This window comes from Burkholderia sp. AU16741, assembly GCF_002223345.1.
GTDB classification, from domain to species: domain Bacteria; phylum Pseudomonadota; class Gammaproteobacteria; order Burkholderiales; family Burkholderiaceae; genus Burkholderia; species Burkholderia sola.
The window spans coordinates 368,714-395,028 of sequence record NZ_NKEZ01000005.1 but is presented as its reverse complement, the minus strand read 5'-3'; the positions used below and the strand labels follow the sequence as shown (position 1 = coordinate 395,028).

At 68.2% G+C, this 26,315-nt stretch carries 26 protein-coding genes; 18 read left to right on the top strand and 8 right to left on the bottom strand.

The window, feature by feature from the left end:
• The first annotated feature begins 4 nt into the window (after positions 1-4).
• Together CFB89_RS15035 and CFB89_RS15030 are read left to right on the top strand one after the other, a co-directional pair.
• Complete coding sequence (locus CFB89_RS15035; RefSeq protein WP_089468541.1) at positions 5-2,014, top strand: ATP-binding protein; 2,010 nt, start codon at positions 5-7, stop codon at positions 2,012-2,014.
• A 98-nt stretch (positions 2,015-2,112) separates the two neighbouring features.
• Positions 2,113-3,465, top strand: a complete 1,353-nt coding sequence (locus CFB89_RS15030; RefSeq protein WP_089468540.1) for a sigma-54 dependent transcriptional regulator — start codon at positions 2,113-2,115, stop codon at positions 3,463-3,465.
• Positions 3,466-3,544: 79 nt separating this feature from the next.
• On the opposite strand, the gene CFB89_RS15025 is transcribed toward CFB89_RS15030, so the two are convergent.
• Positions 3,545-4,081 (bottom strand): peroxiredoxin, encoded by a 537-nt coding sequence (locus CFB89_RS15025; protein WP_069620227.1) that lies wholly within the window; start codon positions 4,079-4,081, stop codon positions 3,545-3,547.
• A 157-nt stretch (positions 4,082-4,238) separates the two neighbouring features.
• Here CFB89_RS15025 and CFB89_RS15020 point away from each other — a divergent pair, with 157 nt between their 5' ends.
• A complete protein-coding gene (locus CFB89_RS15020; protein WP_089468539.1) occupies positions 4,239-4,811 on the top strand; it encodes a hypothetical protein in 573 nt (190 codons plus the stop codon).
• Positions 4,812-5,143: 332 nt separating this feature from the next.
• Here CFB89_RS15020 and CFB89_RS15015 read toward each other — a convergent pair whose 3' ends face one another.
• Both CFB89_RS15015 and CFB89_RS15010 read right to left on the bottom strand, forming a co-directional pair.
• Positions 5,144-6,748 (bottom strand): YifB family Mg chelatase-like AAA ATPase, encoded by a 1,605-nt coding sequence (locus CFB89_RS15015; RefSeq protein WP_089468538.1) that lies wholly within the window; start codon positions 6,746-6,748, stop codon positions 5,144-5,146.
• A 253-nt stretch (positions 6,749-7,001) separates the two neighbouring features.
• Positions 7,002-7,253, bottom strand: coding sequence for an accessory factor UbiK family protein (locus CFB89_RS15010; RefSeq protein WP_006489451.1), 252 nt, complete (start codon positions 7,251-7,253; stop codon positions 7,002-7,004).
• Positions 7,254-7,608: 355 nt separating this feature from the next.
• Here CFB89_RS15010 and CFB89_RS15005 point away from each other — a divergent pair, with 355 nt between their 5' ends.
• The 7 genes from CFB89_RS15005 (at position 7,609) to ptsP (ending at position 14,956) form a co-directional block, all read left to right on the top strand.
• The gene (locus tag CFB89_RS15005; RefSeq protein ID WP_006398175.1) at positions 7,609-7,947 is read left to right on the top strand and encodes a P-II family nitrogen regulator; all 339 of its coding nucleotides are present in this window, start codon (positions 7,609-7,611) and stop codon (positions 7,945-7,947) included.
• Between the two features lie 39 nt (positions 7,948-7,986).
• Positions 7,987-9,420 (top strand): ammonium transporter, encoded by a 1,434-nt coding sequence (locus CFB89_RS15000; RefSeq protein ID WP_089468537.1) that lies wholly within the window; start codon positions 7,987-7,989, stop codon positions 9,418-9,420.
• 243 nt (positions 9,421-9,663) lie between these two features.
• Positions 9,664-10,953: a glutamate--cysteine ligase gene (gene gshA / locus CFB89_RS14995; RefSeq protein WP_034208466.1), complete on the top strand. Its 1,290-nt coding sequence runs from the start codon at positions 9,664-9,666 to the stop codon at positions 10,951-10,953.
• Between the two features lie 27 nt (positions 10,954-10,980).
• On the top strand, positions 10,981-11,937 hold the full coding sequence (gshB, locus tag CFB89_RS14990; protein ID WP_089468536.1) for a glutathione synthase: 957 nt from the start codon (positions 10,981-10,983) through the stop codon (positions 11,935-11,937).
• 231 nt (positions 11,938-12,168) lie between these two features.
• Positions 12,169-12,639: a PTS sugar transporter subunit IIA gene (locus CFB89_RS14985; protein ID WP_089468535.1), complete on the top strand. Its 471-nt coding sequence runs from the start codon at positions 12,169-12,171 to the stop codon at positions 12,637-12,639.
• 73 nt (positions 12,640-12,712) lie between these two features.
• Positions 12,713-12,982, top strand: coding sequence for an HPr family phosphocarrier protein (locus CFB89_RS14980; RefSeq protein WP_059506557.1), 270 nt, complete (start codon positions 12,713-12,715; stop codon positions 12,980-12,982).
• Positions 12,983-13,183: 201 nt separating this feature from the next.
• The gene (ptsP, locus tag CFB89_RS14975; protein ID WP_089468795.1) at positions 13,184-14,956 is read left to right on the top strand and encodes a phosphoenolpyruvate--protein phosphotransferase; all 1,773 of its coding nucleotides are present in this window, start codon (positions 13,184-13,186) and stop codon (positions 14,954-14,956) included.
• 67 nt (positions 14,957-15,023) lie between these two features.
• Here ptsP and CFB89_RS14970 read toward each other — a convergent pair whose 3' ends face one another.
• The 3 genes from CFB89_RS14970 to gpmA form a co-directional block, all read right to left on the bottom strand.
• A complete protein-coding gene (locus CFB89_RS14970) occupies positions 15,024-15,776 on the bottom strand; it encodes a molybdopterin-synthase adenylyltransferase MoeB (protein WP_089468534.1) in 753 nt (250 codons plus the stop codon).
• Positions 15,777-15,880: 104 nt separating this feature from the next.
• On the bottom strand, positions 15,881-17,434 hold the full coding sequence (locus tag CFB89_RS14965) for a S41 family peptidase (protein ID WP_089468533.1): 1,554 nt from the start codon (positions 17,432-17,434) through the stop codon (positions 15,881-15,883).
• Between the two features lie 260 nt (positions 17,435-17,694).
• A complete protein-coding gene (gene gpmA / locus CFB89_RS14960; RefSeq protein WP_089468532.1) occupies positions 17,695-18,441 on the bottom strand; it encodes a 2,3-diphosphoglycerate-dependent phosphoglycerate mutase in 747 nt (248 codons plus the stop codon).
• Positions 18,442-18,577: 136 nt separating this feature from the next.
• Here gpmA and CFB89_RS14955 point away from each other — a divergent pair, with 136 nt between their 5' ends.
• The 5 genes from CFB89_RS14955 (at position 18,578) to CFB89_RS14935 (ending at position 21,487) form a co-directional block, all read left to right on the top strand.
• Complete coding sequence (locus CFB89_RS14955) at positions 18,578-19,000, top strand: rhodanese-like domain-containing protein (RefSeq protein ID WP_027785516.1); 423 nt, start codon at positions 18,578-18,580, stop codon at positions 18,998-19,000.
• Positions 18,997-19,257: a glutaredoxin 3 gene (gene grxC / locus CFB89_RS14950; RefSeq protein WP_006477722.1), complete on the top strand. Its 261-nt coding sequence runs from the start codon at positions 18,997-18,999 to the stop codon at positions 19,255-19,257. Before CFB89_RS14955 ends, grxC begins: the two co-directional genes overlap by 4 nt.
• A gap of 107 nt (positions 19,258-19,364) precedes the next feature.
• The gene (secB, locus tag CFB89_RS14945; RefSeq protein WP_089468531.1) at positions 19,365-19,847 is read left to right on the top strand and encodes a protein-export chaperone SecB; all 483 of its coding nucleotides are present in this window, start codon (positions 19,365-19,367) and stop codon (positions 19,845-19,847) included.
• A 25-nt stretch (positions 19,848-19,872) separates the two neighbouring features.
• Positions 19,873-20,871, top strand: coding sequence for an NAD(P)H-dependent glycerol-3-phosphate dehydrogenase (locus CFB89_RS14940; protein WP_089468530.1), 999 nt, complete (start codon positions 19,873-19,875; stop codon positions 20,869-20,871).
• 91 nt (positions 20,872-20,962) lie between these two features.
• The gene (locus CFB89_RS14935; protein WP_089468529.1) at positions 20,963-21,487 is read left to right on the top strand and encodes an O-acetyl-ADP-ribose deacetylase; all 525 of its coding nucleotides are present in this window, start codon (positions 20,963-20,965) and stop codon (positions 21,485-21,487) included.
• Positions 21,488-21,521: 34 nt separating this feature from the next.
• Here CFB89_RS14935 and trmL read toward each other — a convergent pair whose 3' ends face one another.
• Together trmL and CFB89_RS14925 are read right to left on the bottom strand one after the other, a co-directional pair.
• On the bottom strand, positions 21,522-21,992 hold the full coding sequence (gene trmL / locus CFB89_RS14930; RefSeq protein ID WP_089468528.1) for a tRNA (uridine(34)/cytosine(34)/5-carboxymethylaminomethyluridine(34)-2'-O)-methyltransferase TrmL: 471 nt from the start codon (positions 21,990-21,992) through the stop codon (positions 21,522-21,524).
• Between the two features lie 102 nt (positions 21,993-22,094).
• Positions 22,095-22,892 (bottom strand): ComF family protein, encoded by a 798-nt coding sequence (locus tag CFB89_RS14925; protein WP_089468527.1) that lies wholly within the window; start codon positions 22,890-22,892, stop codon positions 22,095-22,097.
• A gap of 81 nt (positions 22,893-22,973) precedes the next feature.
• Between CFB89_RS14925 and CFB89_RS14920 the strand changes: the two genes are divergently transcribed.
• The 3 genes from CFB89_RS14920 (at position 22,974) to coxB (ending at position 26,305) form a co-directional block, all read left to right on the top strand.
• Positions 22,974-23,939, top strand: coding sequence for a methyltransferase domain-containing protein (locus tag CFB89_RS14920; protein ID WP_089468526.1), 966 nt, complete (start codon positions 22,974-22,976; stop codon positions 23,937-23,939).
• A gap of 195 nt (positions 23,940-24,134) precedes the next feature.
• A complete protein-coding gene (locus tag CFB89_RS14915) occupies positions 24,135-24,659 on the top strand; it encodes a DUF2244 domain-containing protein (RefSeq protein WP_089468525.1) in 525 nt (174 codons plus the stop codon).
• A 56-nt stretch (positions 24,660-24,715) separates the two neighbouring features.
• The gene (gene coxB, locus CFB89_RS14910) at positions 24,716-26,305 is read left to right on the top strand and encodes a cytochrome c oxidase subunit II (RefSeq protein ID WP_089468524.1); all 1,590 of its coding nucleotides are present in this window, start codon (positions 24,716-24,718) and stop codon (positions 26,303-26,305) included.
• The last annotated feature ends 10 nt before the right edge of the window (positions 26,306-26,315 follow it).

Here is a 26,315-nt window from a genome sequence, read left to right as displayed (position 1 = left end):
CGCGATGAACGAGCAGGCGGCGGCACGGCTCGCCGGCCGTGCGGCCCGCGGCGGCCGGGGTATCGATGCGCAGGCCTATGACACAATAGGCGATCCGCATCGCCAGGAAGCCTCGACCGTGACGCGCCGCCTGCTCATCCTCGTCGTGCTCGCCGCCGCGCTCGTCGCGGCGTGCGCGCTCACGTGGACGGTCACCTGGCAGCGCGGCGTCGCCGAGTTGCAGCGCAATGCCGCGGTGCGCGTCGATCGCACCACCAACGCGCTCAAGAGCACGCTCGACCGCTACGAATCGCTGCCTTATCTGCTCGGCAGTCATCCGTACGTGCAGGATCTGCTCGCCGAGCCGAAGCGCGGCGACTACACCGCCCGCGTCAACCGCTATCTCGAAGATCTCAACGAACACGCGCACGCGACCGTCACCTACGTGATCGGCGCGGACGGCCTGTGCGTCGCCGCCAGCAACTGGCGCGCGCCCGACAGCTTCGTCGGGATCGAATACCGTTTCCGCCCGTATTTCCTCGATGCGATGAACGGCCGGGTCGGCCGCTTCTTCGGGATCGGCACGATCTCGCGCGACCCCGGCTACTACATCTCGCAGCCCGTGTGGCGCGACGGCAAGATCGCGGGCGTCGTGGTCGTGAAGCTCAACCTCGAATGGTTCCAGGGCGCCGATGCGTCCGAGCCGCTCGTCGTCGCGGACGATCACGGCGTCGTGTTCCTGTCGTCGGTGCCCGCGTGGAAATACCACACGCTGCGCCCGCTCACGGGGCCGGTCGCCGCGTCGATCTACGAAACGCGCCAGTACGCGCAGCAACCGGTCACGCCGCTGCCGCTACGCGTCGAGCAGACGCTCGGCGCCGATGCGGAGATCGTGCGTCTGGGCGCCGGCCGGCGCGCGCCGCGCTTCCTCGCCAGCAAGCGCCGGATCGGCGAGCCCGACTGGCTGCTCGTCACGCTCGCGCCGATCGCGCCGATCGATGCCGATGCGCGCAACGCGACGATCGTCACCGGCTTCGGCTTCGTGTCGGTCGCGCTGCTCGCGTTCTACTGGCGGATGCGCCGCGCCCGCGTGCGCGAGATGATCCGCGGCCGCGCGCTGCTCCAGCAGGCATATGCGGAGCTGAACCGGCGCGTCGAGGAGCGGACGGCCGATTTGTCTGAAGCGAACGAGCAGTTGCAGAAGGAAGTCGGCGACCGGATCCGCGCGGAGCAGGAGCTGCGCGCCGCGCACGACGAACTGATCCAGGCGAGCAAGCTCGCCGCGCTCGGCCAGATGGCGGCCGGCATCACGCATGAACTGAACCAGCCGCTGGCGGCGCTGCGCAGCTTCTCGGACAACACGCGCGTGCTGCTCGATCGCGGCGAGCAGGCGGCCGCGCGCGAGAATCTCGAGGCGATCGCCGCGCTCACCGAGCGGATGGGCAAGATCACGAACCAGCTGAAGCTGTTCGTCGGCCGCGCGAAGCCGCGCAACGAGCAGGCGCTCGTCGTGCGTGCGCTGCGCAGCGTACTGTCGCTGCTCGACGAACGCCTGCGCGGCGTCGCGCTCACGCTGACGCTGCAGGACGCGACCGTCTCGCCTGCCCAGGACGCGCCGCTCGATCTGGCGCGAGACTATCCGGAACTCGTCGCGCGCTGCGAGGACCTGCGCCTCGAACAGGTGCTGATCAACCTGCTCGGCAACGCGCTCGACGCGGTGGCCGGCGTCGCGGCACCGGCGATCGAGGTGACGATCGGGGTGTCGGTCGCGACGCTCGCGGTCGAGGTGCGCGACAACGGCTCCGGCATCGCGCCCGATTTGCTGCCGCGCCTGTTCGAGCCGTTCTTCACGACCAAGGAAATGGGGCGCGGGCTCGGGCTCGGCCTCGCGATCTCGTCGTCGATCGCGAGCGACGCGGGCGGCGCGCTGACCGCACGCAACGCCCCGTCGGGCGGCGCGCTGTTCGTCTTGACGCTGCGGCGCGCCCGCACGCATCATCCGGACTCCGTGTCCGAGCCGGCGGGCTCGCATTAGCGTGAGCAGGCCGTAGGCCGCAGGCCCGGTCGGTGAACGACCGGCATCAACGAGCGCCGCGCGCCCGCCGCGCGGCCTGTCAGGAGCAAGTGACCAAGATGGCCAACCGGCTGCAAGTGATCTATATCGAGGACGATGCGCTCGTGCGCCGGGCGAGCGTGCAGAGCCTGCAACTGGCGGGCTTCGACGTTGCCGGCTTCGAGTCGGCCGAAGCGGCCGAGAAGGCGATCGTCGCGGATACCGCCGGCGCGATCGTCAGCGACATCCGGCTGCCCGGCGCGAGCGGGCTCGACGTGCTCGCGCAGTGCCGCGAGCGCGTGCCCGACGTGCCGGTGATCCTCGTCACCGGGCACGGCGACATCTCGATGGCCGTGCAGGCGATGCGCGACGGCGCGTACGACTTCATCGAAAAGCCGTTCGCGGCCGAGCGCCTGATCGAGACGGTGCGCCGCGCGCTCGAGCGCCGCGAGCTCGTGCTCGAGAACCATGCGCTGCGGCGCGAGCTGGCCGGGCAGAACGTCGTCGCGCCGCGCATCATCGGCCGCAGCCCCGCGATCGAGCAGGTGCGCAAGCTGATCGCGAACGTCGCGCCGACCGACGCGTCGGTGCTGATCAACGGCGACACGGGCGCCGGCAAGGAGCTGATCGCGCGCAGCCTGCACGAGCTGTCGCCGCGCCGCGACAAGCCGTTCATCGCGGTCAATTGCGGCGCGCTGCCCGAGCCGATGTTCGAGTCGGAGATGTTCGGCTACGAGCCCGGTGCGTTCACCGGCGCGGCGAAGCGGCGCGTCGGCAAGCTCGAATACGCGTCCGGCGGCACGCTGTTCCTCGACGAAATCGAAAGCATGCCGCTCGCGCTGCAGGTGAAGCTCTTGCGCGTGCTGCAGGACGGCGTGCTCGAGCGGCTCGGCTCGAACCAGCCGATCCGCGTGAACTGCCGCGTGGTCGCGGCGGCGAAGGGCGACATGAGCGAGCTCGTCGCGGCCGGCACGTTCCGGCGCGACCTGCTGTACCGGCTCAACGTCGTGACGATCGCGCTGCCGCCGCTCGCCGAGCGCCGCGAGGACATCGTGCCGCTGTTCGAACACTTCATGCTCGATGCGGCCGTGCGCTACGAGCGGCCCGCGCCGGTGCTGACCGACCGGCAGCGCGCGAGCCTGATGCAGCGCGACTGGCCGGGCAACGTGCGCGAGCTGCGCAACGCGGCCGACCGCTTTGTGCTCGGCGTGGCCGACATGCCGCAGGAATCGGGCGCGGGCGACGACGCCGACAACGACCAGACGCTGAAGGAGCGCATCGAGCAGTTCGAGCGCGCGGTGATCGCCGAGGCGCTGAACCAGACGGGCGGTGCGGTCGCCGCGACGGCCGACCGGCTGCATGTCGGCAAGGCGACGCTGTACGAGAAGATGAAGCGCTATGGGCTGTCGGCGAAAGGCGAAACCGAGCGCTGAAAGGCAAACGGACCGCACTGCGGTCCGTTTCGCGGAGCAGGGCGCGGCGTGCGGCCCTGCGAGTCCTGTCGTGCGGCGCTCAGGCCGCGTTGCCGTCGAGCGCCTTCTTGAGCAGCGCGTCGAGTTCCGCGAACTGCGGCGCGCCGACGTAGCGCTTCAGGATCTTGCCGTCCTTGTCGACGACGAAGGTCGTCGGCGTGAGCTGCACGTTGCCGAACTGCTTCGCGACGCTGCCGTCGTCGAGCGCGACCTTGAACGGCAACTGGCGCGTCTGCGCGTAGTTCGCGACGTACATCGGCGGATCGTAGTTCATCGCGACCGCGACGAATTCCAGCCCCTGACCCTTGAAGCGATTATAGGTATCGACCATCTGCGGCATTTCCTGCATGCAGGTCGCGCAGCTCGTCGCCCAGAAGTTCACGAGGTAGACCTTGCCCTTCAGGTCGCCGGCGGTCGAGACCTTCTGGCCCGACAGCAGCGTGAAGGTCGCGTCCGGCACGCTGGACTTGCCGTTGAACGCGAAGAAGCCGGCGACGGCGATCGCCGCGACGACGGCGGCCGCGACGAGGTAGCGCACGGGGCCGGTACTGCGGCGGGCGGGAGGCGTGGTGTTCATCTGGTGCTCTCGGAGTCGATGACGCGGATCGATGCAAAGGACGTCGAAATTCGGCGCTCATTTTAGCGCGAATGCGGCGTGTGCACCGGCGGCGGCCGCACATCCCCGATTTCAGGTTCGGCGGATAATGCCCGTTTTGCCTGCTTCGATCCCCGCCATGCCGAAGGAAGTTACCGATTCGTTGCGCCCCCTTTTTCGCCCGCTGCGACACTTCGCCGCGCTGGCCTGCCTGAGCGTCGTGCTGGCCGCGTGCTCGCCGTCGTACGACTGGCGCACGCTGCACAATGACGCCGGCTACACGATCGACCTGCCGGCGAAGCCGACCGTCGAGGAGCAGCCGGTGGCACTCGGCGGTACGTCGATGCCGATGCGGATGCAGGCGGCGCACGTCGACGGCGCGGTATTCGCGGTCGGCACGCTGACGTTGCCCGACGATCGCGACGATACGCGGCGCGTGGCGCTCGAATTCCTGCGCGCGGGGCTGTCGCGCAACCTCGAAGGCACGCCGCAGACGGCGTCGGTGCCCGTGCCGCTCGCCGCCGGCGGCGCGGTGAACGGGCTCGAGCTGCGCATCGCGGGCGCGGCCGCCGGCGGCGATCGCGCGCGCAAGACGATCGTCGCGCGGCTCGTCGCGCGCGGCCGGCACGCATACCAGGCCGTCGTGATCGCCGACGGGCCGCTCGCGCAGGAGCAGCTCGACCAGTTTTTCGGCTCGTTCAAACTCGATTGACGGCGGCCGGCGAGGCGCTCAGACACGCTGTGACAACTGAAAGTTCATTCGCAGCTTTCGACGCTAATCGCCGGATTTTGCGAGGGTTTTTCGACTATCCACAGCGCATGTGGATAACTTTGTTGAAAAGTCCCGCGTATTTCCCGCACAGCCACGCCGGACGGCCTTCCGGCTCGTTTGGCCGCCCGTGCGCCGTTGGAGAAAAATCAATTAAAACAACGGGATACGAATTCGGCCTGGCAAAGGCCGCGGCGACCCGCGATCCGGGGCCGGATTAGTGGAATTGTGTATAAGTCAAGTCTTGACAGCCTGATTTTGTCCTCCTCAAGCGCTCATAGCGCCGTCAGCGCACGCCGGTAGCGGATCGCCTCGGCGATCTGCGCGGCCGTCGGCAGCGGGTCGCCGGCCAGATCGGCGATCGTCCGCGCGACCTTCAGCACGCGGAAATACGCGCGCGCCGACCAGCCGAAGCGTTCGCCGGCCTCGCGCAGCAACCGCTCGCCTTCGTCGGTCGGCCGGCACAGGTCGTCGGTTTCGCGGCCGCTCAGCATGTGATTCGTCTTGCCCTGCCGCTCGAGCTGCAGCGCCCGCGCGTGCGCGACGCGGGCGGCCACCACGGCGCTCGGCTCGCCGGGCGCCGTCGCGCGCGACGCCAGTTCGGCCGGCGACAGCGCGGGCAGGTCGATCTGGATGTCGATGCGATCGAGCAGCGGCCCCGACAGCTTGCGCAGATAGCGGGCGGCCACGTCCGGCGAGCAGCGGCAGCGCCCGGACGGATCGCCGTGCCAGCCGCACGGGCACGGATTCATCGCGGCGATCAACTGGCACGCGGCGGGGAAGTCGGCCTGCTGGGCCGCGCGCGAGATCGTGATGCGGCCGGCTTCGAGCGGCTCGCGCAGCATTTCCAGCACGTGCCGGTCGAATTCCGGCAGTTCGTCGAGAAACAGCACGCCGAGGTGCGCGAGCGTGATTTCGCCCGGCTGCGGCGGATTGCGGCCGCCCACCAGCGCGGCGGCGCTCGACGAGTGATGCGGTGAGCGGAACGGACGGCGGCGCCACTGCGCGGGCGAGAAGCCGAGCCGGCTCGCGGACAGCAGCGCGGCCGAGGTCAGCGCCTCGTCGTCGGTCAGCGGCGGCAGGAGGCCGGCCAGGCGCGCGGCCAGCATCGACTTGCCGGCCCCGGGCGGGCCGACCATCAGCATGTGGTGGCCGCCCGCGGCCGCGACTTCCAGCGCGCGCCGCGCACCGCGCTGGCCGACGACGTCCGCGAGGTCGGGCGCGGCGGGCGCCGGCAGGCCGTCGAGGCAGGGCGCCGCGACCGGCGCGAGCCGTCCGTCGGGCGCATCGGCGAGGTGCGCACATAGCGCGGGCAGGTCGCGCGCACCGAATACGGTCACGCCCGGCACGAGTGCGGCCTCGGCGGCGCTGTCGAGCGGCAGGTACAGCTCGGGTGGACGCGATGTCGCGACGGAATCGCGCGAGGCGCCGGCATCCAGGCCCGCACCGCCGGCAAGGCCCGCGCCGGATGCGCCCGCCCGCCAGTCCCGCGCGGCGCCGCACGCCATCGCGAACGCGCCGCGCATCGGCCGCAGCGCGCCGGTCAGCGATAGCTCACCGGCGAATTCGCGGCCGGCCAGCGCGTCGGCGGGGATCTGGCCGTTCGCGGCGAGGATGCCGAGCGCGATCGGCAGGTCGAAGCGGCCGGATTCCTTCGGCAGGTCGGCCGGCGCGAGATTGACGGTGATGCGGCGCACCGGGAATTCGAATCCGCAGTTCTGCAACGCGGCGCGTACGCGCTCGCGGCTTTCGCGGACTTCGAGATCGGGCAGCCCGACGATCGAGAACGACGGCAACCCGTTGGCGAGATGGACTTCGACGGTGACGTCCGGCGCGCGGCCGGAGGCGGGCGCGCGACTGCGCACCACGGCGAGCGACATGGCGAGGCTCCTGCATGACAGGCGGCGACGGCCGTTCGGGGCCGCATGCCGCGGGAATCGGAGAAATCGGTGCGCGCTTGCCGGCGTGGCGCGGGGAAAGAACGAGGTGTTGCGAACGACGAACAGCGAAGAGCGATGGGCTGCGAAGAGCGGAGGTGCTGCGAAGAACGACGGACGCCGAAGCGCGGAGGAAGGTGGCGGGCGCGAGCCGCACGAGGCGGCCCGCGCCCGGACCTTGCGGCCGGGTGGGGCGTCAGGCCTGCGGCGCGGCGAGCTTCTGCTCGAGTTCCGCGACGCGCTTTTCGAGTTCCTCGAGGCGCACGCGGGTGCGGGCGAGCACCTGCGCCTGAGTGTCGAATTCCTCGCGCGTGACGAGGTCGAGCTTCGAGAAGCCTTGCGACAGCATGGCCTTCACGTTGCGCTCGACGTCCTTGGCCGGCGAGTTTTTCAGCAAATCGCTGACGCGCGACTGCAGATCGTTGAAAACGTCGCTGGGTTGCTTCATGTGATTCCCCTTCCTTGCACAAAAAATGTGCATCTTCAGTTGCGTACGTGCCCATGATGCACGCATGACCGGAAATGGTGCGCGCGGGGCGCGAATTCCGGGCATGGCGCCCGCATGGGTGAATGGCCCGGCGATCCGGGACGTGCGTGCACTCTAGCAACGATCCTTTCGCCGCGCCAGCAAACCGGCCGACGTTGGCCATTCGGCCGGGCTTTGGCGCCTTACACCGCGGGATACGACCCCGTTCCGAAGCCCTCCGAGACGGTGTTCGGGCCAACATGGCATGCGAGTTGCTGAGAAGAGTCCGTTACAACATTCCAACCAATTCGACGGGACAACCCAGCGAGAGGACTTCATGAAACTCATTACCGCAATCATCAAGCCGTTCAAGCTCGATGAGACGCGCGAGGCGCTGTCGGCGCTTGGCGTCTCCGGCATCACGGTGACGGAGGTGAAAGGGTTCGGGCGCCAGAAGGGGCATACCGAGCTGTACCGCGGCGCCGAATACGTGGTCGATTTCCTGCCGAAGATGAAGATCGAGGCGGCCGTGTCCGACGATCTCGTCGACCAGGCGGTGGAAGCGATCGAGCGGGCCGCGCGCACGGGGAAGATCGGCGACGGCAAGATCTTCGTCACGCCGATCGAACAAGTGATCCGGATTCGCACCGGGGAGACGGGCGCGGACGCGCTGTAACAGAACAGACTAAAGACAAGCGACAAGAGGAAACCCAAGATGCGCAAACTTCTGATGTCCCTGCTGATGGCCGGCTCGCTGATCGCGGCCGGCGTCGGTTCCGCGCTCGCGGACGACGCGGCGTCCGCCGCGGCTGGTTCCACCGCGGCCGCATCCGCGCCCGCCGCCACGGCTTCCGACGCATCGGCTGCCGCTGCCGCATCCGCGCCGGCCGCCCCGGCTGCGCCCGCCGCACCGTTCTCGGTCGATTCGTCGAAGATCAGCGCGGGCGACACCGCGTGGATGCTGACGTCCACCGCGCTCGTGCTGTTCATGACGATCCCCGGCCTCGCGCTGTTCTACGCGGGCATGGTCCGCAAGAAGAACGTGCTCGCCACCGTGATGCAGAGCTTCGCGATCACCGCCGTGATCACGGTGCTGTGGACGGTGGTCGGCTACAGCCTCGCGTTCACGCCGGGCAACGGCTTCATCGGCGGGCTGTCGCGCGTGTTCCTGCACGGCATGAACTACATCAAGGGCGACAAGGCGACCACGCTGACGGTCAGCCACCTCGCGACGACGATTCCGGAATCGGTCTACTTCGTCTACCAGATGACGTTCGCGATCATCACGCCGGCGCTGATCTGCGGCGCGTTCGCCGACCGGATGAAGTTCTCGGCGATGCTCGTGTTCATGACGCTCTGGTCGCTGATCGTCTATGTGCCGATCGCGCACATGGTGTGGGAGCCGACCGGCTGGCTGTCGGCCGACGGCGTGCTCGACTTCGCGGGCGGCACGGTGGTGCACATCAACGCCGGTATCGCGGGCCTCGTGTCGTGCCTGGTGCTCGGCAAGCGCGTCGGCTACGGCCGTGAATCGATGGCGCCGCACAACCTGGTGCTGACGATGATCGGCGGCTCGATGCTGTGGGTCGGCTGGTTCGGCTTCAACGCGGGCTCCGCGGTCGCGGCCGACGGCCGTGCCGGCTTCGCGATGCTGACGACGCAAGTCGCCACCGCCTGCGCGGCGCTCGGCTGGATGTTTGCCGAGTGGATCGCGAAGGGCAAGCCGTCGGTGCTCGGCATCGTGTCGGGCGCGGTCGCGGGTCTCGTGGCGATCACGCCGGCAGCCGGCTTCGTCGGCGTGGCGGGCGCGCTCGTGATCGGTATCGCGGCGGGCGTCGTGTGCTTCTGGTCGGCGACCTGGCTCAAGTCGAAGCTCGGCTACGACGATTCGCTCGACGCATTCGGCGTGCACGGCATCGGCGGGATTCTCGGCGCGCTGCTGACCGGCGTGTTCGCGGTCAAGGACATCGGCGGCTTCGACGGCAGCCTGCTGCTGCAGGCGAAGGGCGTGCTGATCACGCTAGTCTACAGCGGCGTGCTGAGCTTCGTGCTGCTGAAGCTGATCGACCTGACGATCGGCCTGCGCGTGACCGAAGAGGAAGAGCGCGAAGGCCTCGACGTGATCCTGCACGGCGAGCACGTGGAATAAGTCACACGAATCAACGGCGGGCCGCCGCGCAGACGGCGCCCGCTCCGAATGAGCGCAGCGACTTCGGCCCGCCTACCCGGCGGGCTTTTTTTCTCCTGTCGCCTCCTGCCGTAGCGGATAACCCTTCACTCTATCGGGTCAATAGCCGAAAACTCCCTCCCTATCCTTGTGAAGCCGGGAACAATCCCCAAATGGGCAAGGCAATTGCTCTACAATCTTCATTCTCCCGCTCGCGAGTGATTCATGGTTCCCCACCTCGTTACCGCGTTGAACGGTCCGCTGCTCGAACTCGAGCAGAAGATCCTCGACGCGACGCCTGCGATCGAACGCTGGTTCAGGCTCGAATGGCAGGAACACACCCCGCCGTTCTATTGTTCGGTGGACCTGCGCAATGCCGGCTTCAAGCTGGCGCCCGTCGACGCGAACCTGTTTCCCGGCGCGTTCAACAATCTGCCGTCCGAAGTGCTGCCGCTCGCCGTCCAGGCCGCGATGGCCGCGATCGAGAAGATCTGCCCGGACGCGAAGAATCTGCTCGTGATTCCCGAGCTGCCGACCCGCAACGCGTTCTACCTGGAAAACGTCGCGCGGCTCGCGACGATCATGCGCCAGGCCGGCCTGAACGTGCGCTTCGGCTCGCTCGACCCCAGCATCACCGACATGACGCCGATCACGCTGGCCGACGGCCAGAAGATCGTGCTGGAGCCGCTCGAGCGTTCGCAGCGCCGCCTCGGCCTGAAGAATTTCGACCCGTGCTCGATCCTGCTGAACAACGACCTGTCGGCCGGCATCCCGGCCGTGCTGGAAAACCTGCACGAGCAATACCTGCTGCCGCCGCTGCACGCGGGCTGGGCCGTGCGCCGCAAGTCGACGCACTTCGCGTGCTACGACGACGTCGCGAAGAAGTTCGCGAAGATGGTCGGCGTCGATCCGTGGATGGTGAATCCGTATTTCGCGCACGTGGAAGGCGTCGACTGGCAGGCGCATGAAGGCGAGCAGGCGCTCGCCGACGCGATCGACGGCGTGCTGAAGAAGATCGCGCGCAAGTATCGCGAATACGGGATCAGCGAGAAGCCGTACGTCGTCGTGAAGGCCGACGCGGGCACCGCGGGCCGCGGCGTGATGACCGTGCACGACGCGGCCGAGATCGGCCGCATGACGAAGGCCGAGCGCGCGCAGATGGCCGAATCGAAGGCCGGCCTCGCGGTGCGCGACGTGATCGTGCAGGAAGGCGTCTACACGTTCGAGCGCGTCGGCGACGAAGTGGCCGAGCCGGTCGTGTACATGATCGACCGCTACGTGGTCGGCGGCTTCTACCGCACGCACGGCGGCCGCGAGCGCGACCAGAACCTGAACGCGCCCGGCATGCACTACGTGCCGCTCGGCTTCGAGCACACCGCGCTGCCGGATGCGGGCGCCAAGCCGGGCGCCGCGCCGCCGAACCGTTTCTACATGTACGGCGTCGTCGCGCGGCTGTCGCTGATCGCGTCGTCGATCGAACTGGAAAAGACCGACCCCGAAGCCATTCAGGTGTAACGGACCTTCGCTACGTACAGGACCCGCATGGACATTCTTTTTATCGCCGACCCGCTCGAGCGTTTCAAGATCTACAAGGATTCGACCTACGCGATGATGGCGGAGGCCGCCCGGCGCGGGCATGTGGTGTACGCGTGCGAGCCGCGCCACCTCGCGTGGACGGGCTCGGCCGTCGAAGCCGACGTGCGGCGCATCACGTTCGTCGGCGAGCTGGACGACCTGCATCGCGACACCTGGTTCGAAGCGGGCGCGGTCGACGCGCGCCGCCTCGAATCGTTCGGCGCGGTGCTGATGCGCAAGGATCCGCCGTTCGACATGGAATACGTGACGTCGACGTGGCTGCTCGAGCTGGCCGAGCGCGCCGGCGCACGCGTGTTCAACAAGGCGCAGTCGATCCGCGATCATTCGGAGAAGCTCGCGATCGGCGAGTTTCCGCAGTTCGTCGCGCCGACGCTCGTCACGCGCGATGCGAAGCGTCTGCGTGCGTTCCACGCCGAGCACGGCGACGTGATCCTGAAGCCGCTCGACGGGATGGGCGGGATGGGCGTGTTCCGCGTGAAGCCGGACGGCATGAACCTCGGCTCGATCGTCGAGATGCTGAGCCACGACGGCACGCGCTCGGTGATGGCGCAGAAGTTCATTCCCGAGATCAAGGCCGGCGACAAACGCATTTTGCTGATCGGCGGCGAGCCGGTGCCGTATTCGCTCGCGCGGATTCCGCAGGGCAGCGAAGTGCGCGGCAATCTCGCCGCGGGCGGCCTCGGCGTCGCGCAGCCGCTGACGGCCCGCGATCGCGAGATCGCCGCCACGCTGGGGCCCGTGCTCGCGTCGCGCGGGCTGCTGCTGGTCGGCCTCGACGCGATCGGCGACTGGCTGACCGAGGTGAACGTCACGAGCCCGACGTGCTTCCGCGAGATCATGGAGCAGACGGGCTTCGACGTCGCCGCGATGTTCATCGACGCGCTGGAGCGTGCGGCCGCGTAGGCCGCCTCCCGCGCAACCCCGGCGGCGGCCGCGCAGGTCCCCCGTCGCCGGAGCAGCTTGACCGGCCTGCTACAATGCCCGCTTGCCCGGTGCCGTGATCGGCGCACCGAAGGCCCGGCGGTCGGGCCGACACTGTTGCAAGGCTGAACATGAAACGTTTCCCACACTCGCTACGCTCATTGCCCCGCCGCGGGGTATCGGCCCGCCAGGGGCGGCCGGGAGCGATCTGACATGGCCGGGATCCTGATCATCGCGCACGCTCCGCTCGCCACCGCGCTGCGGGATTGCATCGCGCACATCTACGGCGGCGTGCCCGCCCGCATCGGTTGCATCGACGTGATGGCCGACAGCGATCCGTCCCAGGTGATGGCGTTCGCGCACGCGGAACTCGCGCGGCTGCGCGAAGACAACGGCGTGGTCGTGCTGACCGACATGTACGGCGCGACGCCCGCGAACATCGCGGGCCAGCTCGCGAAGCTCGACAACGTGCGCGTGCTGGCCGGCGTGAACCTGCCGATGCTCGTGCGGGCCGTCTGCTACCGCACCGTGCCGCTCGACAAGCTGGTCGACAAGGCGCTGTCCGGCGGCGCGAAGGGCGTCCACGAGGTGTCGGCCGGCACGCCGCCGCCGCCGAGCGAAACCGGCTGCGGCCAGTGCGCGCCGATTCCGCCCGAACCGCAGCCGCGCACCGAATCGCACTGAGCCCCCGTTTTTCGTTTTAGACCGACCCGCCTGCGCGCGCCGCCGGCGGTCCCGACCGACCCGACCGAGAATCATGCTTCAACAAGAAACCACCATCGTCAATAAATTGGGGCTCCATGCGCGCGCATCGGCCAAGCTTACGCAACTGGCCGGCAACTTCCAGTCGGAAGTCTGGATGACACGCAACGGGCGCAAGATCAACGCGAAGAGCATCATGGGCGTGATGATGCTGGCGGCCGGCATCGGCAGCACCGTGACGATCGAGACCGACGGGCCCGACGAGCGGGAAGCGATGGACGCGCTGCTGAAGTTGATTGCCGACAAGTTCGGCGAAGGCCAGTGATCGCTGCGCGGGATCGTTGCCGTTTCCAGTCGGAATGCCGCGGGTTTCGCGGCATTTTTTTCGTCGGAAGCATTGATGCGAAATGTGCAATGCTGCGCTGCATGCAGCCAGCAGGGAGTCGCGGAATTTATAATCGCTAACCGGGGTCATAAGCGCATCGCAGCAGTGTGCCGCGGCTTTACTTGTACAGAGGAGGTGCGCGTGTCCTTCACGCTGCATGGCATTCCCGTCTCACGAGGTATCGCGATCGGGCGAGCGTACCTGATCGCGCCGGCGGCGCTCGACGTCGCCCATTACCTGATCGAGGCCAACCAGACCGACGCCGAAGTGGAGCGGTTCCGCACGGCGCTCGACGTCGTGCGTCGCGAGCTCGAGGCACTGCGCGCCGACCTGACCGACGACACGCCGAGCGAAGTCGGCGCCTTCATCGACGTCCATACGATGATCCTGAGCGACGAGATGCTCGTGCAGGAAACCATCGACCTGATCCGCACGCGCCGCTACAACGTCGAATGGGCGCTGACCGAGCAGCTCGAACTGCTCACGCGCCATTTCGACGACATCGAGGACGAATACCTGCGCGAGCGCAAGGCCGACATCGAGCAGGTGGTCGAGCGCGTGCTGAAGGCGCTCGCCGGTGCGCCGTCCGCGTCGCAGGCGCTCGACCGCGCGGCTCGCAACGGCACGAGCGAGATGATCGTCGTCGCGCACGACATCGCGCCGGCCGACATGATGCAGTTCAAGACGCAGTCGTTCCAGGCGTTCGTCACCGATCTCGGCGGCCGCACGTCGCACACGGCGATCGTCGCCCGCAGCCTCGGCATTCCGGCCGCGGTCGGCGTGCAGCATGCGAGTTCGCTGATCCGCCAGGACGACCTGATCATCGTCGACGGCGACCAGGGCATCGTGATCGTCGATCCGGCGCCGATCGTCCTCGAGGAATACTCGTATCGCCAGTCCGAGAAGCTGCTGGAGCAACGCAAGCTGCAGCGCTTGAAGTTCTCGCCGACGCAAACGTTGTGCGGCACGAAGATCGACCTGTACGCGAACATCGAACTGCCCGACGACGCGAAGGCGGCCGTCGAGGCCGGCGCGGTCGGCGTCGGCCTGTTCCGCTCCGAGTTCCTGTTCATGCATGAGAAGGAGATGCCGGAAGAGGAGGAGCAGTTCGCCGCGTACAAGCGGGCCGTCGAGTGGATGAAGGGCATGCCGGTGACGATCCGCACGATCGACGTCGGCGCCGATAAACCGCTCGAGGCGCTCGACGAAGGCTACGAAACGGCGCCGAACCCGGCGCTCGGGCTGCGCGCGATCCGCTGGAGCCTGTCCGAGCCGCAGATGTTCCTCACGCAGCTGCGCGCGATCCTGCGCGCGTCCGCGTTCGGCCAGGTGAAGATCCTGATCCCGATGCTCGCGCACGCGCAGGAGATCGACCAGACGCTCGACCTGATCCGCGAGGCGAAGCGCCAGCTCGACGACGCGGGGCTCGCATACGACCCGAACGTGCGCCTCGGCGCGATGATCGAGATTCCGGCCGCCGCGATCGCGTTGCCGCTGTTCCTGAAGCGCTTCGATTTCCTGTCGATCGGCACGAACGACCTGATCCAGTACACGCTCGCGATCGATCGCGCCGACAACGCGGTCGCGCACCTGTACGACCCGCTGCATCCGGCCGTGCTGCACCTGATCGCGTATACGTTGCGCGAGGCGAAGCGGGCGGGCGTGTCGGTGTCGGTATGCGGGGAGATGGCGGGCGACCCGGCGCTCACGCGCCTGTTGCTCGGGATGGGGCTCACCGAGTTCTCGATGCACCCGAGCCAGTTGCTCGTCGTGAAGCAGGAGATCCTGCGTGCGCACCTGAAGGCGCTCGAGAAGCCGACGGCCGACGTGCTGGCCGCGTTCGAGCCGGAAGAAGTGCAGGCCGCGCTGCAGCGGCTGTCGGTTGCCGAGCCGCGGGCGGATGCGGCCGCGTAGGCGTTTTCGCCGCCGCTAACGGTAGAGAAGTGTCACGCATGCGCTTGCGGCGCATGCCCGTCGCGCGTCAGTGCCGGCCTCCGCACACGGGGCAGTCGGCCTGGCGCGCGATTTTCATCGTCGTCCATTCCATCCGCAGCGAATCGAGCATCATCAGCCGCCCGTTGAGCGTCTTGCCGATGCCGCCGATCACGCGCAGCGCCTCGGCCGCCTGCGTCGCGCCGATGATCCCGACGGTCGGCGCGAACACACCCATCGTCGAACACGCGACTTCCTCGAACGGTTGGTCTTCCGGAAACACGCACGCATAGCAGGGCGCGGCCGCGTCGCGGAAGTCGAACGTGCTGATCTGGCCGTCGAAGCGCAGTGCGGCGCCCGACACGAGCGGCACGCCGTGCGCGACGCACGCGCGGTTGATCGCATGCCGCGTCGCGAAGTTGTCGGTGCAATCGAGCACGACGCTCGCGTGCGGCACGTGCGCGTCGAGCCACGCATCGTCGACGCGCGCCGCGACCGCGTTCACCGTCACCTCGGGATTCAGCCGCGCGAGCGCGTCGCGCCCCGATTCGACCTTGCTGCGGCCGACGGACGCCGTCCCGTGCAGGATCTGCCGCTGCAGGTTCGTGAGGTCGACCGTGTCGGCGTCGACGAGCGTGAGCGTGCCGACCCCCGATGCCGCGAGATACATCGCGGCCGGCGAGCCGAGGCCGCCCGCGCCGACGACGATCGCATGCGCGTCGAGAAAGCGCTGCTGCGCCTCGATGCCGATTTCGTCGACGAGGATGTGGCGGGAGTAGCGAAGGAGTTGATCGTCGTTCATGGGCAGGCGTGAGCGAGGCGGGCGGACGTTCGTTATTTTAGGCGCGCATGAAAAACGGGCCATCGCGGTCTTCCCGCGATGGCCCGTTGGATGCCGGCCGGCGCTTACTTCGGCGCGGAGGCGGGCTTCGGTGCGGAAGCCGGCTTCGCGGCGCTCGCGCCCGATGCCTTCGAGCTGGCGGCAGCCTTGGCGGCCGGGCTCTTCGTCGTGCTCTCGGCGAGCAGCGACTTCGATTCCTGGACCGGCTTGCCTTCGAGCTTGTTGAGCGCCTGCTGCATCATGAAGTCGTCGGCGCTGCCGAACTCGATCGGCTTGCGATCGCGATCCTTCTGGCGCTGCTCCGGCGTCTTCTTGTCGTTCTGCTCCTCGAGAATGCGCAGCTGATCCAGCCGGCGCTGCTCGCGCTCTTCCTGTTCCTTCTTCTCGTTCGGATCCTGCGTGTTCGCGAGGTGGTTCGTGTAGTCGACCTCGCGCGTCACGAGCACGTCGTCCGGATCGCCGTCCGCGTACTGATCGACCGGCACGTCCGGCGTGATGCCCTTGTTCTGGATCGAACGGCCGCTCGGCGTGTAGTAGTACGCGGTGGTCAGGCGCAGCGCGGTGTCGGCCGTCATCGGGCGGACCGTCTGCACCGAACCCTTGCCGAACGTCGTCTTGCCCATGATCTGCGCGCGCTTGGAATCCTGCAGCGCACCGGCGACGATTTCCGACGCGGACGCCGAATACGCGTTCGTCAGCACGATCATCGGCACGGTCTTGAAGATGGGCGGCAGGTTCTTCAGCGGATCGCCGTCGAAGGACGGCAGGCGATAATTGTCGTACGTATCGCGGTAGACCTGCTTCGAATCCGGGATCTGGCCGTTGGTCGACACGACGACCGAGTCCGGCGGCAGGAACGCGCCGGCCACGCCCACCGCGCTCTGCAGCAGGCCACCGCCGTTGTTGCGCAGGTCGAGGATCAGGCCCTTCAGGTTCGGCTGCTGGCGCGCGATGTCCTGCAGCTTCTGCGCGAGATCGGGCGTCGTGCGCTCCTGGAAGCTCGTGATGCGGATGTACGCGTAGCCCGGATCGAGCATCTTCATCTTCACGCTCTGGACCTTGATGATCGCGCGCGTGACGGTGACCGGGAACGTGCGGTCGTCGCTCTTGCGGAAGATCGTGAGCGTGACCTTGGTGCCCGGCTCGCCGCGCATCTGCTTGACGGCCTTGTCGAGCGTCATGCCGCGCACCGGCTTGTCGTTGATGCGCGTGATCAGGTCGCCCGGACGGATGCCGGCGCGGAACGCGGGGGTGTCCTCGATCGGCGAGATCACCTTGACGAGGCCGTCTTCCTGCGAGATCTCGATGCCGAGGCCCGCGAAGCGGCCCTTCGTCTGTTCCTGCAGCTCGTCATAGTCGGTCTTGTCGAGGAACGACGAGTGCGGGTCGAGGCTCGATACCATGCCCTTGATCGCGGCCGTCAGCAGCTTCTTGTCGTCGACCGGTTCGACGTATTCGCGCTTGATCTGCCCGAATACTTCCGCGAACAGGCGGAGCTGGTCGAGGGGAAGCGGCGCCGTGGCGGTCTGCTCGGCCGATGCGGAAACCTGCAGCGTGGCGAACACGCCCGTGGCGAGGCCCGCGGCAATCAGGCCGATGTTCTTCAAATTCATTCGCATAGAGAGTCTGTTGCGGTCGGGAAGCGCGTGGCGGTGGCGGGGATGTAGCGGACAAGTATAACTGTTCGTCCGATTACTCAGTGGAACGGCGCGAAAAGCGTCGAAAAGGCCGCTGAGGGCCCGGCCGGGGCGCCGCCGGGCGCGCTGCGGGGTTCGAAAGCGGGTTCGACCACGGCAGGGCCGGGAAGGTTCGCGCGGCGTGCGGGCCGAGGCCGGGCCCGCACGCCGCGCCGGACCGCCGCCGGCCGCCGCACCGGGCGTCAGCCCGCCTTGCCTTGCTTCGCGACGGCGGCCTGCGCCTGCGCGATCGCGTCTTGGTCGCCGAGGTAATAGTGCTTGATCGGCTTCAGGTTCTCGTCGAGTTCATATACGAGCGGCACGCCGTTCGGGATGTTCAGGCCGACGATGTCGCTGTCCGAGATGCCGTCGAGGTACTTGATCAGCGCGCGCAGCGAGTTGCCGTGCGCGGCGATCAGCACCTGCTTGCCGGCGCGCACCGCCGGCGCGATCGACTCGTTCCACAGCGGCAGCACGCGCGCGACCGTGTCCTTCAGGCATTCGGTGAGCGGCAACTGCTCGCGCGGCACCTTCGCGTAGCGCGGGTCGCCGAACGGCGCGCGCTCGTCGGTCGGCTCGAGCGCCGGCGGCGGCGTGTCGTAGCTGCGGCGCCACACGAGCACCTGCTCGTCGCCGAACTTCGCGGCCGTTTCCGCCTTGTTCAGGCCCGACAGCGCGCCGTAGTGGCGCTCGTTCAGGCGCCACGAGTGGACGACCGGCAGGTACATCAGGTCCATCTTGTCCTGCACGTGCCACAGCGTGCGGATCGCGCGCTTGAGCACCGACGTGTACGCGATGTCGAACGTGTAGCCGGCTTCCTTGAGCAACTCGCCGGCCTGGTAGGCCTCGTTGCGACCCTGCTCGGTCAGGTCGACGTCGACCCAGCCGGTGAAGCGGTTTTCCTTGTTCCACGTCGATTCGCCGTGGCGGATGAGAACGAGTTTGTACATGGATCTTGCGGTCGGTAGTGATAGGGAAGCGGGGCGCGTCGCGCGGCACCCGGACCGGGCCCGCCATCGCGCAAGGCGGTTATTTTATAATGGCGGGATTGTCCTCATCCGATTTCTCTTCTTCCGGCGGAATTTCGTGACGTTCTTTACCAATTACACCAACCTGGCCCTTATCGCGATCCTGGTGGTTTCGGGCGGCCTGCTCGCATGGCCCGCACTGCGCCGCGGCCGCGGCGGCCTGTCTGCCGCGGAGGCGACGCAGCTCATCAATCGCCGCAATGCGGTCGTGATCGACGTGCGCGCCGCGTCCGATTTCGCCGCCGGCCACCTGCCGTCGGCGCGTCAGGTCGCGGCGGGCGAGATCGGCGCGAAAATTGCGCAGGTCGCGAAGAACAAGAGCACCCCGGTGCTGCTCGTCTGCCAGAACGGCCAGCAGTCGCAGAAGGCGGCGCGCGAGGTCGAGGCGGCGGGTTACGCCGAGGTGCACGTGCTCGAAGGCGGCGTGGCCGCCTGGCAGCAGGCCGGGATGCCGGTCGTCAAACAAGGAGTGGCGAAGTGAACAAGGTTCTGATGTACAGCACGCAGGTGTGTCCGTATTGCATGCAGGCCGAGCGCCTGCTGAAGCTGCGCGGCGTCGAGCAGATCGAAAAGGTGCTGATCGATCGCGATCCGGCCCGCCGCGAGGAAATGATGACGCGCACGGGGCGCCGCACGGTGCCGCAGATCTATATCGGCGACACGCACGTCGGCGGCTACGACGATCTGTCGAAGCTCGACCGCGAAGGCGGCCTCGTGCCGCTTCTGCAAGCGGCCTGATTAGGGCAGAATGGCCGCCGGCCGCGCCGCGGCTTGGGCGCGCAGGAATCATCCGTGGCGGCCGGCGAACAGCCGGGCCGCCCCGTCACCACTTTTAGGGAAACACCATGTCCGACGTCGAAAACCAACCGTTCTTCAACATCCAGCGCGTCTACCTGAAGGATATGTCGCTCGAGCAGCCGAATTCGCCGGCGATTTTCCTCGAGCAGGACATGCCGTCGGTTGAAGTCGAAGTCGACGTCAAGGCCGACCGCCTCGCGGAAAGCGTGTTCGAAGTCATCGTGTCGGGCACCGTCACCGCGAAGGTGAAGGACAAGGTCGCGTTCCTGATCGAAGCGAAGCAGGCCGGCATTTTCGACATCCGCAACATTCCGGACGAGCAGCTCGATCCGCTCGTCGGCATTGCCTGCCCGACGATCCTGTTCCCGTACCTGCGCTCGAACATCGCCGACGCGATCACGCGTGCCGGCTTCCCGCCGATCCACCTCGCCGAAATCAACTTCCAGGCGCTGTACGAGCAGCGTCTCGCGCAGCTTCAGCAGCAGGCCGGCGCCGCGGCAGGCGCGCCGAATGGCACGACGTTGAACTGACGTTTCACTCGGACCGGTGCTGGGTATGAAAGTAGCCGTTCTCGGCGCCGGTGCCTGGGGCACCGCGCTCGCGGGCCATCTGGCCGCGCGGCACGACACGCTTCTGTGGGCGCGCGACGCCGCGCTCATCGCCGGGCTGCAGGCCCGGCACGAAAATTCCCGCTATCTCGACGGCATCGCGCTGCCTGATGCGCTGCGCTACGACGCCGATCTCGGCGCCGCGCTCGCGCACGGCGCCGCGGACGACGCGCTGTGCGTGATCGCCGCGCCGGTGGCCGGGCTGCGCACGCTGTGCCGCGCGATGCGCGACGCGGGCTGCGTGCCCGCGCACGTCGTCTGGGTCTGCAAGGGCTTCGAGGCCGACACGCACTTGCTGCCGCATCAGGTGATCGCGGCCGAGCTGCCCGAACAGCAGAGCAACGGCGTGCTGTCGGGGCCGAGTTTCGCGCGCGAGGTCGGGCAGTCGCTGCCCGTCGCGTTGACGGTGGCGAGTGCGTCGGCCGAATGCCGCGAGCGCACGCTCGCCGCGTTCCATCACGGCGCGATGCGAATCTATACGGGCGACGACGTGGTCGGCGTCGAGGTCGGCGGCGCGGTGAAGAACGTGCTGGCGATCGCGACCGGCATTTCCGACGGTCTCGGCCTCGGGCTGAACGCGCGCGCCGCGCTGATCACGCGCGGCCTCGCCGAAATGTCGCGGCTCGGCGTGGCGCTCGGCGGCCGCGCGGAAACCTTCACGGGCCTCACGGGCCTCGGCGACCTGATCCTCACCGCGACGGGCGACCTGTCGCGCAACCGCACGGTCGGCCTGCAACTGGCGGCCGGCCGCACGCTGAACGACATCCTCGGCGCGCTCGGCCATGTGGCCGAAGGCGTGCGCTGCGCGCAGGCCGTGCTGGCGCTCGCGCGTGCGCAATCGATCGAAATGCCGATCACGCAAGCCGTGTGCGGCGTGCTGTTCGACGGGATCGCGCCGCGCGACGCCGTCAGCGGCCTGCTGCGCCGCGACGCGCGGGCCGAGTAGCGCGGTACGCACCGCCCGGCACGGTTGCGCCGGGCGCGCGGCGCCAAAGCGGACTACGCTTGAATCGTCTCCGGTGTTCCGCGAGGGTGTCATGCTGCAGATCCATTCCACCACGCTCGATGCACAACTCGTCGACATCACGACGCTCGACGTCGACGCGATCGTCAACGCAGCGAACGGTTCGCTGCTCGGCGGGGGCGGCGTCGACGGCGCGATCCACCGCGCGGCCGGCCCCGGCCTGCTCGCCGAGTGCCGCACGCTCGGCGGCTGCGACACCGGCGACGCGAAGCTCACGCGCGGCCACGGGTTGCCGGCGCGCTACGTGATCCACGCGGTCGGGCCGGTCTGGTACGGCGGCGCACGCGGCGAGGCCGATCTGCTCGCGTCGTGCTACCGGCGCGCGATCGAGTTGGCAGAGGAAGTCGCCGCGACGTCGATCGCGTTTCCAGCGATCAGTTGCGGTATCTACCGCTATCCGGCGCAAGAGGCCGTCGACATCGCGGTCGGTACCGTCGCCGAAATGCTGGCGCAGGCGCCGAACCTCGCACGCGTCGTATTCGCGTGCTTTTCCTCCGACATCTACGACCTGTACCGCGCGCGGCTCGCGCGAACCTGACGCCTTCAGCGCCGCGGGCCGCGCCCGGCGCGCGTCAGGCGCCGCCTTCGAAGCCGGCCTGGCGCCACGCCTCGAACACGACCACCGCGACCGTATTCGACAGGTTCAGGCTGCGGTTGTCCGGCCGCATCGGCAGGCGCACGCGCTGTTCGTTCGGGAAGCGTTCGAGCAGCTCGGCGGGCAGGCCGCGCGTTTCCGAGCCGAACACGAACCAGTCGCCGGGCAGGAACGCGTGATCGTGGAAGCGGCCCGAGCCGCGCGTCGTGAACGCGAACATCCGCGCGGAATCGGGTGCTTCGGCGGCGACGAACGCGTCCCAGTCGCGGTGCACGCGCATCTGCGCATACTCGTGATAGTCGAGGCCGGCGCGGCGCATCCGCGCGTCGTCGAGCGGAAAGCCGAGCGGCTCGATCAGGTGCAGGTGCGCGCCGGTGTTCGCGCACAGGCGGATCACGTTGCCGGTGTTCGGCGGAATTTCGGGGGCGACGAGGACGACGTTGAACATGTTTCGGTTTGGCTGGGCCGGCCGGAGCCGCGCAACGCGCGCAGGCTCCTGGCCGACCGGTTTGTGACGGCCGCTTGTGCGGCGGCCGGCCTCTCTATCTAATTAATCCCTGGCGGTGCGCAGCGCAACCAGATTCGTCACGCGCACGGCGCCCGCCGCCTTCAGCGCCTGCGCGGCCGCCGCGAGCGTCGCGCCGGACGTCATCACGTCGTCGACGAGCGCGATGTGGCGGCCGGCGGCGCGACCTGCCACCGCGAAAGCCGCCATCACGTTGTCGCGCCGTGCGTGCCGGTCGAGCCGCGATTGCGGCGCTGTGTCGGCGACGCGCGCGAGCAAGGCCGCGTCCGCTGGCACGCCGAGCCGGCGCGCGAGCGGACGTGCGATCGCCCACGCCTGGTTGTACCCGCGCGCGACGAGCCGCCGGTGCGACAGCGGCACCGGCGCGACGAGGTCGAAGCCGCGCGCGCCGCGCGTATCGTCGACCAGCCGCGCAAGCCGGGCCGCGAATTCGCCGCCGAGCGCGAGCCGTGCGTGAAACTTCAGGCCGCGCGCGAGCCCGTCGAGCGGCGCGCGGTAATCGGCGAGCGCGAGCGTCGCATCGAACGGCGGCGGCGCGGTGCGGCATGCGTCGCACAGGTACGCGGCCGCGCGGCCGGCGCCGGGTCGGTTGCAACCGGGCGGTCGTGCTTGCCCGACGCCGAGCGGCACCGCGCAAACCTCGCAGCGCAGCCGCGCTTCGTTCCAGTACGCGGCATCGCAGGCGCCGCAAATCACGGTGTGTGACAAATTGCCGCACAGCGCGCAGCGATTGGGCAACGTGACCGAGGCAACGCGCCCGACCAGCGCGCGAACCTGCGACAAAACGACGCGCATCGTGCGCTCGGCGGAACCGCGGACCATCGCAACACTCCTGGCATGCCGCCTCAATGAAGCTTGCGAGGCGAGCGAGTATACTTCGGGCTCTTCGCCAGTGTGCCCGACATGTCCCCAGCTTCGACTTCAACCGGCCGTCCGGCCAATGACGCCAGGCGCCTGCGGCGGATCTTCGACCGCCGTGCCGCCACGTTCGATGCGGTTGCGTTCCTGCCGCGCGAGATTGCGCAGCGGATGAACGAGCGCCTCGAATACATCAAGGTGAGCCCCGCGGCCGTGCTGGATGCGGGCTGCGGCCCGGGCGACGATCTGCCGGCGCTGCGCGCGCGCTTTCCGGAAGCGCCGGTGTTCGGCGTGGACCTGTCCGGCGCGATGCTCGCGCGGGCCGGTCAGCGCGAGGTCGAGCAGACCACCTGGCGCCGCTGGCTGCCGACGTCGCTCGGCCGGGCGCTGGGCCAGCGCGGCCCGCGCGTCGCGCAGGCCGACTTCGCCGCGCTGCCGTTTGCCGGCGGCGCGTTCGACCTGATCTGGTCGAATCTCGCGCTTCACTGGCATTCGCGTCCCGATACCGTCTTTCCCGAATGGCAGCGCGTGCTGCGCGTGAACGGGCTGCTGATGTTCAGCACGCTCGGCCCGGACACGCTGCGCGAGTTGCGCGCGGCCTGCGCGGACGCCGAAGCGGCGCTCGACGTGGCGCCGCCCGCCCCGCGCGTGATCGATTTCGTCGACATGCACGACCTCGGCGACATGCTCGTCGAGAGCGGCTTCGAGATTCCCGTGATGGATCAGGAAGTGCTGACCGTCACCTACCCATCCCCCGATTCCCTGCTCGCCGACGTGCGTCGCTGGGGCGCCTATCCGTTCGGGCGCACGGCGCCGCGGCACGCGACGCGCCGCTTTCGCGCGGCGCTCGGCGACGCGCTGGACGCGCGCCGGCGCGAGGACGGCACGATCCCGCTCACGTTCGAGGTGATCTACGGCCACGCATGGAAGGCCGTGCCGCGCACGACCGCGGAAGGGCACGGCATCGTGCGCATCGAGGACATCGGCAAGGGGCGTCCGAAGAATCGGTAAAGCGGTAAAGAGGGGTTTTGTTATGTCCGAAATTAGCGGCGCAAAGCGGGGTCGAATTGGCGGGAAAAACGGCCGGAAAGCTTGTCGCGCTTGGCTTGGCGGGCGATAGGCGCTTGCTTGTGGATGCCATTGAACCCGCCTATAATGCGTCAGCTTGTCGTCCCGGGGTCCCCGCAATACGGGGCGGCGAGTCCGATGCAGGCATGCATCGCATGCCATTCGCGTGAGGCGGCGATGGAAGCAGCGAGCGTTTTGGCGGAGACGGCGGACAGCGAACCGGTCCTCGAAGACTGGCTGATGAAACGCAACTGTTCGGTGTCGCCACGCCAGTTCGTGCTGTTTTACGTGTCGCTCGCGGGCTTCTCGCTGGCGATCGCGGCGTTGCTGATGTGGAGAGGGGCCTGGCTCGTCATGCCCTTTACCGGCATCGAGTTGCTGGCGGTAGGTGTCGCATTTGCGATCCATGCTCGCCATGCGGTCGATTACGAGCGCATCAGGCTGTTCCCGCACCGGCTCGTGATCGAGCGGATGGATGCGGAGCGGCTCACGCAGATCGAATTCAACCCGCGCTGGGTGCGGGTCGAGCCGGGAGCGACGCCACGCGATCCGATTCGGCTGGTATCGCGCGGGCAGACCGTCGTAATCGGGCAGCATCTCGCGCAGTACAAGCGTGCGCAGTTCGCCGACGAACTGCGCGTGTCGCTCAGGCGCTGCGGCTGACGAGGCGCAGTCATCGGCCGGAACAGGCCGGCGGCTTGCGACGGGGGAGGGTTTGAATGGAAATTTTGGGTAAGGATGCTATGAAAACAATCAAGCGAGCCCTCGCGGGCGTGCTGGCATGCAGCGGATTGCTCTTTGCCGGTGCGGCCCTGGCGGTCGGTGATAGCCCGGGCGGCCCCCGTGTCAACGAGATCAACTTTCAGCCGCCTGTCACGAAGATCGCCGAGGAGCTCTACGATCTCCACACGATGATGCTGATCCTGTGTACGGTGATCTTCGTCGGCGTGTTCGGCGTGATGTTCTATTCGATCTTCGCGCACCGCAAATCCAAGGGCCACAAGGCCGCCAATTTCCATGAAAGCACGACCGTCGAGATCATCTGGACGATCGTGCCGTTCGTCATCGTCGTGCTGATGGCGCTGCCGGCGACGAAGGCCGTCGTCGCGATGAAGGACACGACGAACGCCGATCTCACGATCAAGGTCACCGGCTACCAGTGGAAGTGGGGCTACGACTACGTGAAGGGCCCGGGCGAGGGCATCGGCTTCCTGTCGACGCTGACCACCCCGCGCGACGAAGTGATGGGCAAGAAGCCGATCACCGACACCTATCTGCAGGAAGTCGACAATCCGCTCGTCGTGCCGGTCAACAAGAAGATCCGCATCATCACGACCGCGAACGACGTCGTCCACTCTTGGTACGTGCCCGCGTTCGGCGTGAAGCAGGACGCGATCCCCGGCTTCGTGCGCGACACGTGGTTCAAGGCCGACAAGGTCGGCACGTTCCGCGGCTTCTGTACCGAGCTGTGCGGCAAGGAGCACGCGTACATGCCGGTCGTCGTCGAAGTCCTGTCGGACGACGACTACGCGAAGTGGGTCACCGCGCAGAAGGCCAAGCTGGCCAGCGCGGCGGTCGATCCGAACAAGGTCTACACGATGGCCGAGCTCGTCGCGCACGGCGAGGAAGTCTACAAGGCGAACTGCGCGGCCTGCCACCAGGTGAACGGCAAGGGCGTCGGCGCATTCCCGGCGATCGACGGCAGCCCGATCGCGAACGGCCCGATCGCCGCGCACGTCGAGCGCGTGCTGCACGGCAAGGGCGCGATGCCGTCGTGGGCGTCGCTGTCGGACCTCGACATCGCTTCGGTCGTCACGTACGAACGCAATTCGTGGGGCAACCACAAGAACGACCTGCTGCAGCCGAAGCAAGTGGCTGACGCACGCAACGGCAAGATGCCGGAAGACACGGCGGCCACGGCACCGGCTGAAGCGGCTTCGGCACCGGCGCAAGCCGCGTCGGGCGCGGCCGAGCAACCGGCGGCAGCGGCATCGACCGCGCTGTCGACGATCTACTTCGAGACGGGCAAGAGCGTGCTGCCGGCCGACGCGAAGGCGGCGATCGCCGCCGCGGCCGACTATGCGAAGGCGCATCCGGACGCGAAGCTCGCGCTGTCGGGCTTCACCGACAAGACCGGCTCGGCCGACGCGAACGCTGACCTGGCGAAGCATCGGGCGCAGGCCGTGCGCGATGCGCTGAAGGCAGCAGGCGTGGCGGAAGACCACATTATTCTCAAAAAGCCGGAAACGATCACGGGCGGGGCTGACGCGAAGGAAGCCCGGCGTGTCGAGATCGGCCCGGCGGCTTGACGTGTCGCTG